General features: G+C 63.5%; 9 protein-coding genes and 1 tRNA gene. 6 read left to right on the forward strand and 4 right to left on the reverse strand.

All coding sequences use genetic code 11. The features are described from left to right. Positions 1–60 precede the first annotated feature (60 nt). The 4 genes from X751_RS161740 (at position 61) to X751_RS161725 (ending at position 5,540) form a co-directional block, all read left to right on the forward strand. Positions 61–1,653 carry a peptide ABC transporter substrate-binding protein gene (locus tag X751_RS161740; protein WP_023743706.1) on the forward strand — a complete coding sequence of 531 codons (1,593 nt, stop codon included), beginning with the start codon at positions 61–63 and terminating at the stop codon, positions 1,651–1,653. A gap of 174 nt (positions 1,654–1,827) precedes the next feature. After that, complete coding sequence (locus X751_RS161735; RefSeq protein WP_023684574.1) at positions 1,828–2,751, forward strand: ABC transporter permease subunit; 924 nt, start codon at positions 1,828–1,830, stop codon at positions 2,749–2,751. Between the two features lie 9 nt (positions 2,752–2,760). Continuing rightward, positions 2,761–3,888 (forward strand): ABC transporter permease subunit, encoded by a 1,128-nt coding sequence (locus X751_RS161730; protein WP_023743707.1) that lies wholly within the window; start codon positions 2,761–2,763, stop codon positions 3,886–3,888. A gap of 32 nt (positions 3,889–3,920) precedes the next feature. After that, entirely contained in the window at positions 3,921–5,540 is a 1,620-nt protein-coding gene (locus X751_RS161725) for an ABC transporter ATP-binding protein (RefSeq protein WP_023702233.1), read from the forward strand. A gap of 41 nt (positions 5,541–5,581) precedes the next feature. On the opposite strand, the gene X751_RS161720 is transcribed toward X751_RS161725, so the two are convergent. Next, positions 5,582–5,920: a hypothetical protein gene (locus X751_RS161720; RefSeq protein ID WP_023684572.1), complete on the reverse strand. Its 339-nt coding sequence runs from the start codon at positions 5,918–5,920 to the stop codon at positions 5,582–5,584. Between the two features lie 172 nt (positions 5,921–6,092). Continuing rightward, positions 6,093–6,169 (reverse strand) — tRNA-Pro (locus X751_RS161715). A gap of 200 nt (positions 6,170–6,369) precedes the next feature. Between X751_RS161715 and X751_RS161710 the strand changes: the two genes are divergently transcribed. Then, positions 6,370–7,890 (forward strand): phosphomannomutase/phosphoglucomutase, encoded by a 1,521-nt coding sequence (locus X751_RS161710; RefSeq protein ID WP_023743708.1) that lies wholly within the window; start codon positions 6,370–6,372, stop codon positions 7,888–7,890. 11 nt (positions 7,891–7,901) lie between these two features. Then, on the forward strand, positions 7,902–10,142 hold the full coding sequence (locus X751_RS161705; protein ID WP_023743709.1) for a mannose-1-phosphate guanylyltransferase/mannose-6-phosphate isomerase: 2,241 nt from the start codon (positions 7,902–7,904) through the stop codon (positions 10,140–10,142). A gap of 188 nt (positions 10,143–10,330) precedes the next feature. Here X751_RS161705 and betB read toward each other — a convergent pair whose 3' ends face one another. Both betB and betA read right to left on the reverse strand, forming a co-directional pair. Beyond that, positions 10,331–11,794, reverse strand: coding sequence for a betaine-aldehyde dehydrogenase (gene betB, locus X751_RS161700; RefSeq protein WP_023743710.1), 1,464 nt, complete (start codon positions 11,792–11,794; stop codon positions 10,331–10,333). A 34-nt stretch (positions 11,795–11,828) separates the two neighbouring features. Then, positions 11,829–13,481, reverse strand: a complete 1,653-nt coding sequence (betA, locus tag X751_RS161695; protein WP_023743711.1) for a choline dehydrogenase — start codon at positions 13,479–13,481, stop codon at positions 11,829–11,831. Positions 13,482–13,484: the final 3 nt, after the last annotated feature.

A 13,484-nucleotide genomic window follows, 5' to 3' on the forward strand; every position in this document is an offset into this window, starting at 1 on the left:
TTCCGGGGCGTCAACACTCGTAAGGCGCAGCCGATGGGCAGCGCCACAGGGAGAGACTTCATGCTGAAAAATATGCTGAAGGCGACGCTTGTCGCCGCGACCATGACCTTTGCCGCAGGCACGTTCCTGACGCCGGCCCTTGCCGAGACCGTCTATAACAGAGGCAGCGCCGCCGAAGCGGAGACGGTCGATCCGCACAAGACCTCGACCGTCTACGAAGCCGATATCATACGCGACCTGTTCCAGGGACTGGTCATGCACGATCAGAAGACGAACCTCATCCCGGGCGCCGCCGAAAGCTGGACGGTATCTGATGACGGCACCGTCTACACCTTCAAGCTGCGCAAGGACGGCTTGTGGTCGGATGGCAGCCCGGTGACGGCGGACGACTTCGTTTATTCCTTCCGTAGGCTGGAGGATCCGACGACCGCCGCCGAATACGCTTCCATGCTCTATCCCGTGAAGAACGCCGAGGAAGTCAACACCAAGAAAGGCAAGCCCGAGGACATGGGCGTCAAGGCGATCGACGCCAACACCCTGGAAGTGACGCTGAAGGCGCCGACGCCATACTTCCTGGAGATGCTGACCCACCAAGCTACCTATCCGGTCAACAAGGCCTCGATCGACAAGCTCGGCGCCGACTGGATCAAGGCGGGCAATCTCGTTTCGAACGGCGCCTATACATTGGCCGAGTGGATTCCCAACGACCACATGAAGCTGGTCAAGAATCCGAAATTCTGGGATGCCGCGACCGTCAAGATGGACGTCGTCAACTACATCCCGACCGAAGACCGCTCTTCGGCGATGAAGCGCTTCGAGGCAGGCGAACTCGACAGCTACGGCGACCTGCCGACCGAACAGCTCGCTGACCTCAAGACCAAGTTCGGCGATCAGGTCCGCGTCGGACCGTATCTCGGCACCTATTATTACGCGATCAAGACCGACAAGGCGCCCTGGGACAATGTCGAGCTGCGCAACGCCATCTCGATGGCGATCGACCGCGACTTCCTGGCCGAAAAGGTCTGGCAGAATTCCATGCTGCCCGGCTATTCGATGGTGCCTCCGGGCATCGCCGGCTACACGCCGGCAATGGCCAAATACGCCGACATGCCGCAGATCGACCGCGAGGACGCCGCCAAGAAGATCCTTGAGAAACTCGGCTATACGCCCGAGCATCCGCTGAAGATGGAGATCCGCTACAACACCTCGGAAAACCACAAGAACACCGCGGTTGCCATCCAGGAACAGTTGAAGCCGCTTGGCGTCGAGATCACGCTGCTGAACACCGATACCAAGACCCACTATTCCTTCCTCGAGCAGAAGGGCAACTACGACGTGGCGCGTGCCGCCTGGATCGCCGACTACAAGGATCCCGAGACCTTCCTCGGCATCACCCGCAAGGCCAGCGGCAACAACTATTCGAGCTACGTCAGCCCGGCATATGAGGCGGCCATGGACAAGGCCGCGGCTGCCGGCGGCAAGCCGGAAGAGCGCATGAAGGACCTCACTGAGGCCGAGCGCATCCTTGTCGATGACGTCGGCAACATTCCGCTTCTCTACTACAGCTTCCACGATATCGTTTCCTCGAAGCTGCATGGCTTCGATGACAATGTGATGGACATCCATCCGTCCCGCTTCGTCTCCAAGGACTGATAATCATCCTTGACTGGACCGCCCCGCCCCCTCCGGGCGGGGCGGACTGGTCGGTCATCGCACCGGTCCGAAAGTCGTGGTCGATTTTCGGCAAGCCCGGTGCGAAGATTTGGCGCCGGAGCGTGGCAATGCGTCCGCATGGACGTATGTCGCTCTGGCCGAAGCGGGGCGCCGATGCTGCGATACATCTTACGGCGGCTTCTGACCGCCATTCCGACGCTATTCGTCATCGTGACCATGGCGTTCTTCCTGATACGCGTCGCACCGGGCGGCCCCTTCAATCAGGAGCGGGGCCTCAGTCCCGAGATCAGGGCCAATCTGGAAGCACAGTTCGGCCTCGACGATCCGCTCTGGCTGCAATATGCCCACTATCTCGGCAATCTTCTGCGCGGCAATTTCGGGCCGAGCTACAATTTGCCTGACTTCACCGTCACCGAACTGTTTGCCAAGGGGCTGCCGATATCGGTCCAGCTCGGCACCTCGGCGCTGATCCTGGCGCTGCTGCTTGGTTCGGTGCTCGGCACCATCGCCGCGCTCAACCAGAACAAGCTTGGCGACTATACGGTGATTGCGCTGGCGACCGCCGGCAGCACTATCCCCACCTTCGTCATCGCTCCTGTGATTCAGCTGGTGTTCGGATTGACCTGGAAGCTGTTGCCGATCGGCGGCTGGGGTGATGGCGCATTGATCAACAAGATCGGCCCGGTGCTGACGCTGGCCTTGCCGCAGATCGCCATCGTTGCCCGCCTGATGCGCGGGTCGATGATCGAGAGCTTGCGTTCGCATCATATCCGAACGGCGCGTGCGCTCGGCCTCTCCGACTGGTCGGTGGTGGTCAAGCACGCGCTGCGCGGCGCCATCCTGCCGATCGTTTCCTTCACCGGCCCCGCAGCCGCGGCGCTGCTCACCGGTTCGGTCATCGTCGAGACCATCTTCTCCATTCCCGGTGTCGGCCGCTATTTCGTCGATGCCGCGCTCAACCGCGACTACACGCTGGTGATGGGGACCGTGGTGGTGATCGCGCTCTTCACCATCGTCTTCAACCTGATCGTCGACGTCATGTACGCGGTCGTTGACCCGAGGGTACGCTATGACTGAGGGTGCGCTATGACCGACATCACAGCCGCCGCCGCTCCGCCGGCCGTCGTCGGCCGCTCGCTCTGGGGCGACGCATGGGCGCGCCTCAAAGCCAACCGCGCCGCCATGTTCAGCCTCTATTACCTGGCCTTCATTGGCGTCATCAGTATCTTCGGCCCCTGGTTCGTGCCGCATCAGTACACCACCATCTATGCCGACTATGTGCGCACGCCGCCAAGCTTTTCAGCCTATCCGAAGCCCGACATGATCGAGACGGCGCTCAAGGATGCCGTCAAGCGCATGCGCGTCGACATCAAGGAGTGGAAACTGGACGGCAGTCGCGTCACCGTCACCGTCACCTCGACCAAACCGATCGACGACCGCAACATCCGCTATCTCGACCGCTCCGATGCCTTCGACGATACCAAGATAGAGAGCAAATCGGCCGACGGGCTCGAATTGACTATGACTGCGTCGGTCAAACAGCAGTACTTCCTGTTCGGCACCGACAACACCGGTCGCGATCTTCTCTCGCGAACGCTGATGGCAGGGCGCATCTCGCTGGCCATCGGCCTGCTTGCCGGCATTGTCGCGGTGGTCATCGGCGTCCTCTACGGGGCGGCGGCAGGCTTTTCCGGCGGCAAGATCGACGAGGTGATGATGCGCATCGTCGACGTGCTCTATTCCTTGCCCTTCATTTTCTTCGTCATCATGCTGGTGGTGTTCTTCGGCCGCAACTTCGTGCTGATGTTCCTGGCGGTGGGAGCGGTGCTGTGGCTCGACATGGCGCGCATCGTGCGCGGCCAGGCGCTGTCGATCCGGCGGCAGGAGTATGTCCAGGCGGCCGAAGCCATGGGCGTCGGCCAGCGCGGCATACTGCTGCGCCATGTCATCCCCAATCTGCTCGGACCAGTGGTGATCTACATGACGCTGCTGGTACCGCAGGTCATCATCCTGGAAAGCTTCCTGTCCTTCCTCGGCCTTGGCGTGCAGGAGCCGATGACCAGCTGGGGCGTGCTCATCTCGGTCGGCGCCAAGAACATCGGCACCGCCAACTGGCTGCTTTTGTTCCCCGCCTTCTTCCTCGTGTCGACGCTGTTTGCGCTGAACTTCGTCGGCGACGGCCTGCGCGATGCGCTCGATCCGAGAGACCGATAATATGGGGACCAAATAAAATGGGGACCGTTGCGATGGAAACGCCCGAAACGATCCTCAGCGTCAAGGACCTTCGCGTCCGCTTCCGCACGCTCGACGGCGCGGTCGAAGCGGTCAAGGGCATCAACATCCACGTCAAGGCAGGTGAAACCGTTGCCGTGGTCGGCGAATCCGGATCCGGCAAGAGCCAGACCATGATGGCGGCGATGAGCCTGCTGGCGTCCAATGGCGAGGCGACGGGTCACGTCGATTATCGCGGCCGCAACCTTTTGACCATGAGCAAGCCCGACCTCAACAAGGTGCGCGGCGCCAAGATCAGCATGATCTTCCAGGAGCCGATGACCTCGCTCGATCCACTCTATTCGATCGGCAACCAGCTTATCGAACCGATCCGCAAGCACCGCGGGCTGAACGCAGCCGAGGCACGGAACGAGGCGCTCAAGTTGCTCAGGCTGGTGCATATCCCCGATCCCGAGCGGCGGATGAAATCCTATCCGCACGAAATGTCGGGTGGCCAGCGCCAGCGCGTCATGATCGCAATGGCATTGGCCAACGACCCCGACATCCTGATCGCCGACGAGCCGACGACGGCGCTCGACGTCACCATCCAGGCGCAGATCCTGGTGCTGCTCGCCGAATTACAGCGCAAGCTCGGCATGGCCATCGTCTTTATCACCCACGATCTCGGCATCGTCCGGCGCTTTGCCGACCGCGTCTATGTCATGCGCTATGGCGAGGTGGTCGAGGAAGGCGAGGCGGAAGCACTTTTCGCCAACCCGCAGCATGCCTATACCAAAATGCTGCTGGCCGCCGAACCGACCGGCACCAAGGCGGCGCCGCCGCCCAGCGCTCCTGTGCTGCTGGAGGGCCGCAATGTCGAAGTGACCTTCAAGATCGGCGGCGGCTTCCTTGCCGGCGAACCGCTGCTGCTACGCGCCGTCGATCACATTTCGATCCGGCTGAAGCGCAACCAGACCATCGGTATCGTCGGCGAGTCCGGTTCGGGAAAATCGACGCTCGGCCGCGCACTTCTGCGCCTGTTGCCCAGCGACGGTGTCATCCGCTTCGGCGACCGCGACATCTCCACCGCCGACCGCCAGGCGATGCGGCCGCTGCGTCGTGAGATGCAACTCGTCTTCCAGGATCCGTTCGGCTCGCTGTCGCCGCGCATGACCGTCGGCCAGATCATCACCGAAGGGCTTCTGGTGCATGAGCCGAACCTGTCAGGCAAGCAACGCGACCAGCGCGCCGTCGAGGCCTTGCTCGAGGTCGGCCTCGACCCCAACGCCCGCAACCGCTACCCGCACGAATTCTCCGGCGGCCAGCGCCAGCGCATCGCCATCGCGCGTGCCGTGATCCTGAAGCCCAAACTGGTGGTGCTGGACGAGCCGACTTCGGCGCTCGACCGCTCGGTGCAGAAGCAGATCGTCGAATTGCTGCGCAAGCTGCAGGCCGACCACGAACTGTCCTACCTCTTCATCAGCCACGATCTCTCCGTGGTGCGCGCCATGGCCGACTACATCATCGTCATGAGGCAGGGCAAGATCGTCGAGGAAGGCCCGACGGAAGAGATCTTCAGCAACCCGCAGGCCGCCTACACGCAGACACTGATGGCTGCGGCGATCGATGTCACGCGCTTCAGGCTGAGTGCTTAAGGCGTGACGTTCAGCAGATAGTCAGGGTAGGGCCAGTTCGCTTAGCCCGCTGACCTGGGGCATCTGTTGGCCCTTGTCGCGACAATGGCCTCTTGCCGCTGCTTCAGCAGTTCGATTCTGGCCGTCTCACGCTTGGCCACTGCGCTCTTCACGCGCGTGCCGCCGAGCAGCCAGTTCGGCACGCTGGTGTTGGCGACCTTGCCGCGGGTGATGGCGGTTTGCGAGATGTCGCGCGCGGTATCGCCTACGGCGGTGTTGAGCTCGGCGCATGTCATGCTGTCGTATTTCGCCGGGTTCACCGCGCTGCCCAGCGATGAGCAGCCTGCCGCCAGGGACAAAGCGAGCAGCGCTGACAGCCGGCTTGAAATCAACAAATTCATCTTCCGCAAACCTCGTTCCGGGCCGCTGTCTCGGCGGCATTCCTATTATCGAGGTAGCGCGGATGGTTGTCGCGTCAAAACACCATGCTGACAGCGAACGCCGACGCGGCCGGTTTGCATTGCGCCATCTTGTGGGTCTCGGGAGAACAAACACCTAAGTGTCTGTTTTTTCTGGTCGGAGTGGCAGGATTTGAACCTGCGACCCCCTCGTCCCGAACGAGGTGCGCTACCAGGCTGCGCTACACTCCGTGACCAGACCGCGGGCTTATAGCCGCCGCATACCGTTCCTGCAAGCGGCAATGGCAGCGCTTCTGTCGCATTTCGTTGGCTTTCGTTGGGCATTGCCGCAAAGCTTGGCTTTCCCTCCCGGGATAAACCCGGCTTAAAGCCTTGTGTGCTAAGTCGCAGCCTCGATAGATCGTGTTTTCGCCATCTGGAGCTTTGCTGTCTTGCCCCTGAAAATCGTAGGCGACGCCCGGCCCAACAGCTTCGAATTCGAAACGGAAGCGCTGATCAAGGCGTCGGGATTTCGCGAGTACGATGCGCGCTGGTGGTTCGGTCACCCCGGCTCCGCGCAGCCGCCGGAGCTGAACCTGATCGGCGTCCAGGCGCTGGGCATGGGCCTGGGCACCTTGATCCGCCGTCTTGGCGCCGGGCCCGACATCGTCACCGGGCATGATTTCCGTTCCTATTCGCTTGCCATCAAGCTGGCGCTGGTTTCCGGCTTGATGGCTGCGGGCGCAAAGGTGAAAGACATTGGCCTGGCGCTGTCGCCCATGGCCTATTTCGCCCAGTTCGCGCTCGACGCGCCTTCCGTCGCCATGGTCACCGCATCGCACAACGAGAATGGCTGGACCGGAGTCAAGATCGGTGCGGCGAGGCCGCTGACCTTCGGACCAGAGGAGATGAGCGCACTGAAACAGATCGTGCTGTCGAGCGACTTCGATCTCGCCGGCGGCGGCTGCTACGATTTCGTCTCCGGTTTTCGCGAGACCTATCTCGACGACCTGACCCAGGACAAGCGCATCGCGCGCAAGATCAGGGTTGTGGCGGCTTGCGGCAACGGCACCGCCGGCGCCTTCGCGCCGCAGGCGCTGGAGCGCATCGGCTGCGAGGTGATCCCGCTCGATGTCGAGCTCGACCACACTTTTCCGCGCTATAACCCCAACCCCGAAGACATGCAGATGCTGCACGCCATCCGCGACAAGGTGCTGGAGACCGGCGCCGATGTCGGGCTGGGCTTCGACGGCGACGGCGACCGTTGCGGCGTGGTCGACAATGAGGGCAACGAGATTTTCGCCGACAAGGTCGGCGTCATGCTCGCGCGGGACATATCAACCCAATATCCCGGCTCGACCTTCGTCGTCGATGTCAAGTCGACCGGCCTGTTCAACACCGACAGCGTCCTGCGCGCCAACGGCGCGAAGACAGATTACTGGAAGACCGGCCATTCCTACATCAAGCGCCGGGTCGCCGAACTGGGCGCCGTTGCCGGCTTCGAGAAGTCGGGCCATTTCTTCTTCAATCCGCCGATCGGCCGCGGCTATGATGACGGTCTCATCACGGCAATAGCCATTTGTGAGATGCTCGTCCGCAACCCCACAAGTTCGATGGCCGATCTCTATCGCGCGCTGCCGCTGACCTTCGGCACGCCGACCATGTCGCCGCATTGCGCCGATGACGTGAAATACGGCGTGGTCGATCGGGTGGTGGCGGACTTCCAGGCGATGCAGCGCGCCGGCAAGGCTTTTGCCGGCCAGAAGATCGCCGAGCTGATCACCGTCAACGGCGTGCGCGTCGTGGCCGAGGATGGCACCTGGGGGCTGGTGCGGGCGTCGTCGAACAAGCCGGAGCTTGTCGTGGTTGTCGAAAGCCCGGTATCGTCCGAGCGCCGCCGGCAGATGTTCGACGCCGTCGACGCCGTGCTGCGCCGCAGCCCCGAAGTCGGCGCTTACAACCAGACGTTCTGATTGGACCTTTCATGAGCGAGCGCATCGTCAGTTTTGTCATGAGCGGCGGTGTCGGCTCGCGGCTGTGGCCGCTGTCACGCGAGGACAACCCGAAACAGTTCCACGATCTCTCCGGCGACGGCTCGATGCTGGCCAAGACCTTGCGCCGGCTGACGGCGCGGCCGGAAGGTGAGACGCCGATCTTCCTGATCGCCGCCGAGCGCCATGCCGAGCGTGTCCATGCCGATCTTGCCGGACTCGACCTCGCCGGCGGTGGCCCGCTGTTCGAGCCGACCGGGCGCAACACGGCTGCCGCCGTGGCGCTGGCCGCGCTGCGCACATTGTCGGAGTTCGGCGACAGCCTAGTGCTGGTGGTGCCGTCAGACCACGAAATCGCCACGCCCAAGCAGTTCTGGCAGAGCGTCGAGGCGGGCAGCCAGGCTGCGCTTGCCGGCCGTCTGGTGGTGTTCGGCATCAAGCCGGCGCAGCCCGAGACCGGCTATGGGTATATCGAAGTCGCAGCCGAAAGCGGCGGCGTCTTCGACGTGTCGCGCTTCGTCGAAAAGCCCGACCTCGCCACTGCGCAGAGCTATCTCAGTGCGGGCACCTTCTACTGGAACACCGGCATTTTCCTGTTTCGCGCCGGCGCCATGCGCGACGCCTTCGCCACCTTCCAACCCGACATCTGGCAGGCCACCGAAACCGCCTACAAGGCGGCAACGAGCGACCTGTCCGGCCTCTATATGCCGCTCGACCTCTACGCCGCCATCCCGTCGAACTCGATCGACTACGCCATCATGGAACGGGCCAAGGACATCGCCATGGTGCCGGCCGGCTTCCGCTGGAACGACCTCGGCTCCTGGCAGTCGCTGCTTGATGTCGGCCCCGCCGACGCCAAGGGCAATGTCGTCGTCGGCGATGTCGTCGCCATCGATTGCGAGAACTCCTACATCCGCAGCGACGGCCGGCTTTTGTCGGCGATCGGCATGAAGGATGTCGCCATCGTCTCGACCGCGGACGCCACCTTCGTTGCCCCGGTCAGTCACAGCCAGCACGTCAAGAAGATCGTCGAGCAGCTGGAAAAATCGGGCCGTCTGGAAACCAGGTTCACCCCGGCGCATGACCGCGTCATCGAAAGCGGTGCCTGGCGGCGGCGCGTGCATCACTGGCTGTTCGAGGAGACCTTGCCGCTGTGGTCGACTTCAGGCGTCGATGAGCGTCATGGCGGCTTCCACGAGGCGCTCGGCTTCGACGGCGAGGCGCTGTTGAAGCCCAAGCGCATGCGCACGACGGCGAGGCAAGTCTACGCCTTCGCCGTTGCCAAGGCCCGCGGCTGGGACGGTCCAGCCGATCGCCTGATCTCCCATGGCATCGCCTTCATGGCCGGCAAGGGCCGCACGGACCGGGGCGGCTGGGTGCGCACGCTCAATGTCGACGGCTCCGTCGCCGACCCAACCGAGGATGCCTACGACCATTCCTGCGTGCTGCTGGCGCTGGCGCATGCGCATATGTGCGGCGATCCGGATGCGCTGCGGCTGGGCCAGGAGACCTTCGTGTTCCTCGACGCGCATCTCGAGGACAGCCGCATGACCGGCTTTCTCGAGACATCCGATGGCGAGGGCGAGCGGCGCTCCAACCCGCATATGCATCTGCTCGAGGCCTTCCTCGCCTGGTATGAGGCGACCGGCGACCGCACCTATCTGCGCCGCGCCGCGCGCATCATCGACCTTTTCCGCAGTCATTTCTTCGATGCCGAGAGCTGGACGCTTGGCGAATATTTCGACGCCGGGTGGAAGCCGGCCGCCGGCGAGAAGGGCACATGGACCGAGCCCGGTCATCATTTCGAATGGGCCTCGCTGCTCACCGATTTCGTCGCCCGCAGCGGCCAGGGCGAGTTGAGCAATTTTGCCCGCAAGCTCTACGCCTCGGCCATCGCCAACGGCCTCAACCGCGCCACCGGCCTTGCCTACGGCGCGGTCTCCAGACAGGGCCTGCCGCTCGACCTTGTGTCGCGGAGCTGGCCACAGGCCGAAGCGATCAAGGCGGCGATTGCGCTGGATGGCTCGGGTGGTCCCGACCTCAAGCCGGAAATCGAGGCGCGCGTCGGCCGCCTGTTCCGCTGGCACATCGATCCGGCCCCGCTCGGCCTGTGGATCGACCGCATCGACGAACGCGGCCGCTCCTTGGCATCGGACGTGCCGGCCAGCATCTTCTATCATCTGGTCTGCGCGCTGACGCAGTATCTTGATGGGACGGGGAAGAAGGGAAGCTGAGCGCCTGAAGCTGCCAATCTCCCCCCTTGCGGGGGAGATGCCTGGCAAGGCAGAGGGGGGTGCTGTCCCGCCGACGTCTCAGCTACTCGAAGATCAGACCAAAGGTGGCGATCCGTCACACCCCCCTCTGGCCTGCCGGCCATCTCCCCCGCAAGGGGGGAGATCAGCTGTCACTTCGCTTTCAACCCTCAATACGGGCTCGCCACGTCCCCGGTCTCGACATACACCGCCTTCAGCTGCGAATAGAGCGCTAAAGCCGCCAGCGAGTTCTCTCGCCCGATGCCGGATTGCTTCACCCCGCCAAACGGAATTTCCACCGGCGTCAGATTGTAGGCGTTTATCCAGCAGGTGCCGGCCTGCAGTTCGGCGATCACCCTATGGGCGCGCTGCAGGTCGCGGGTGAAGACGCCGGCGGCGAGGCCGAATTCGGTGTCGTTGGCGCGGTCGATCACCTCGTCCTCGCCGTCGAACTTCAGCACGCTCATCACCGGCCCGAAAATCTCCTCGCGCGCAATGCGCATCGTATCGGTGACACCGGTGAACACGGTTGGCTCTACAAAGAAGCCGCCATCGAACCCTTGCAGCGACGGCACGTTGCCACCGCAGGCGAGCGTTGCTCCATCCTGCCTGCCGGCCGCGATGTAGGAAACGACCTTCTCCTGCTGCGCCTTGTTGACCAGCGGCCCCATCTGCGTCTCAGGATCGAGCGGATCGCCGATGCGGATCTTTTTCGTCCGCTCGACCAGCCGGTCGACGAAGCGGTCATGGATGCCGCTTTGTACGAAAACACGCGTGCCGTTGGAGCAGATCTGCCCGGTCGAATAGAAATTGCCGAGCATGGCGCCGCCGATGGCGTTTTCGAGATCGGCATCGTCGAACACGATCAGCGGCGACTTGCCGCCGAGTTCCATCGTCGCATGCTTCATCTTCGAACCGGCGAGCGACAGCACCTTGCGGCCGGTCGGCACCGAGCCGGTCACCGAAACCTTGGCAACGACATCATGGCCGACGAGGCCGGCGCCGACTTCGCCATAGCCTTGCACGACGTTGAACAGCCCGTCGGGCAGGCCCGCCTCTGAGTAGATCTCGGCCAGCGCCAGCGCCGACAGCGGCGTGTTCTCCGAAGGCTTGAATACCATGGCGTTGCCCATGGCGAGCGCCGGGGCGGATTTCCAGCCGGCGATCTGGATCGGATAGTTCCAGGCGCCGATGCCGACGCACACACCGAGCGCCTCGCGGCGCGTATAGGCAAAAGGTCCACCAAGATCGATCGCCTCGCCGTTGAAGGCGGCAACCGCGCCGCCGAAATATTCGAGGCAGTCGGCGGCCGATAGTGCATCCGCCACCAGCGTCTCCTGGATCGCTTTGCCGGTGTCGAGCGTCTCGATCCGCGCCAGATCGGCGTTGCGCGCGCGCAAAATGTCGGCGGCGCGGCGCAGGATGCGGCCACGCTCGACCGGCTTCATCCGCGCCCAGGCCGGTTGTGCGGCCCGCGCGGCTTCGATGGCGAGCTCCAGCACGTTCGGAGTCGCCGAATGCAAAGTGGCGATGACCTCACCGGTCGCCGGATAGATCACCGGCAGCGGCGCGCCGCCTTCGTCCTCGATGTAGCGGCCGTTGACATAGTGCGATGCCGTTGGCTGGGCGCGCATATGAATTCTCCAATGGTCTTCGCCGGACAATGCCCTATCGATCCGCCACCTGCCAGCGCGGATTGATCCAGGGTTCCTGGTTGGAGGGCGCCAGCGGCGTGCGGCCGAGAATGTGATCGGAGGCCTTTTCGCCGGTCATGATCGAGGGCGCGTTGAGATTGCCATTGGTGACGCGCGGAAAGATCGAGGAGTCGGCGACGCGCAGGCCGTCGACGCCGATGACCCGGCACTCCGGATCGACCACGCTCATGATGTCGTCGGCGCGGCCCATCTTGCAGGTGCCGCACGGGTGGTAGGCACTCTCGGCATGATCGCGGATGAAGGCGTCGAGATCCTCGTCCGACTGGACGTGCGAACCCGGCGAGATTTCCTTGCCGCGAAAGCCGTCAAAAGCCTTCTGGCCGAAGATCTCGCGGGTCAGCCGGATGCAGTGGCGGAACTCGGTCCAGTCGTCTGGATGCGACATGTAGTTGAAGCGGATGACCGGCGTCGCTTTCGGGTCGGGCGAGCGCAGCGTCACCGAACCGCGCGACTTCGACCGCATCGGCCCGACATGCGCCTGGAAGCCATGCGCCTTCGCCGCCGCCTTGCCGTCATAGCGCACCGCCGCCGGGATGAAGTGGTACTGGATATCGGGGTAGTCGACACCGGCCTGCGAGCGTACGAAGGCCGCGGCCTCGAAATGGTTGGTGGCGCCGAGGCCGGTCTTGAAGAACAGCCACTGCGCCCCGATCAGCGTCTTGGAGAATGGGTTGAGAACCGAATTCAGCGTGATCGGCTGGGTCGATTCCTGCTGGATGTAGAGCTCCATATGATCCTGCAGATTGCGGCCGACACCGGGCCGGTCGGCCACGACCTGGATGCCGTTCTCCGTGAGATGCGCGGCCGGGCCGATACCGGATAGCATCAGGATCTTGGGCGAATTGATCGACGATGCGGCGACGATCACCTCACGTCGTGCCTTAACGACCTGAATCTGTTTGTGAGCTTCGATCTCGACTCCGACGGCACGCTGATTCTCGATGATCACCCGGCGGGCGAAGCCTCTGATCACGCTGACATTTTGCCGCTTGAGCGCCGGCTTCAGATAGGCTGACGCCGCCGACCAGCGGCGGCCGCCGCGAATGGTTTGCTCCATCGGTCCGAAGCCTTCCTGCTTCGAGCCATTGTAGTCGTCGGTCAGTTCGAACCCGGCTTGGCGGCCGGCCTCGACAAAGGCGCCGTAGAGCGGATTCTTGCGCGGGCCACGCTGGACGTGCAGCGGGCCGCCGTGGCCGCGCCAGCCGTCCTCGCCGCCGTCACTGTCCTCCATGCGCTTGAAATAGGGCAGCACGTCGGCGAAGCCCCAGCCGGCCGCCCCCTGTTCGGCCCAGTGGTCGAAGTCGCGTGCGTGGCCCCTGACATAGACCATGCCGTTGATCGAGGACGAGCCGCCGATCACCTTGCCGCGTGGCGTCGCCAGCACGCGGCCGCCGAGATGCGGCTCCGGTTCGCTGGCAAAGCCCCAGTCGTAAAGGCTCATGTTGAGCGGGATCGACAGCGCCGACGGCATCTGGATCAGCGGCCCGATATCGGTGCCGCCGAACTCGATGACGATGACCGAATGCTTGCCGTCTTCCGACAGCCGGTAGGCCATGGCCGAGCCGGCCGAGCCGGAGCCGATGATGACGAAGTCTGCTTCAAGCATGGT

This window comes from Mesorhizobium sp. LNJC394B00 (assembly GCF_000502555.1).
Taxonomy (GTDB): domain Bacteria; phylum Pseudomonadota; class Alphaproteobacteria; order Rhizobiales; family Rhizobiaceae; genus Mesorhizobium.

Bases quoted from the DNA above. Each gene is read 5' to 3' on its own strand.
- X751_RS161740 (WP_023743706.1), top strand. From the start codon at position 61: ATGCTGAAAAATATGCTGAAGGCGACGCTTGTCGCCGCGACCATGACC.
- X751_RS161735 (WP_023684574.1), top strand. From the start codon at position 1,828: ATGCTGCGATACATCTTACGGCGGCTTCTGACCGCCATTCCGACGCTA.
- X751_RS161730 (WP_023743707.1), top strand. From the start codon at position 2,761: ATGACCGACATCACAGCCGCCGCCGCTCCGCCGGCCGTCGTCGGCCGC.
- X751_RS161725 (WP_023702233.1), top strand. From the start codon at position 3,921: ATGGAAACGCCCGAAACGATCCTCAGCGTCAAGGACCTTCGCGTCCGC.
- X751_RS161720 (WP_023684572.1), bottom strand. From the start codon at position 5,920: ATGAATTTGTTGATTTCAAGCCGGCTGTCAGCGCTGCTCGCTTTGTCC.
- X751_RS161705 (WP_023743709.1), top strand. From the start codon at position 7,902: ATGAGCGAGCGCATCGTCAGTTTTGTCATGAGCGGCGGTGTCGGCTCG.
- betB (WP_023743710.1), bottom strand. From the start codon at position 11,794: ATGCGCGCCCAGCCAACGGCATCGCACTATGTCAACGGCCGCTACATC.
- betA (WP_023743711.1), bottom strand. From the start codon at position 13,481: ATGCTTGAAGCAGACTTCGTCATCATCGGCTCCGGCTCGGCCGGCTCG.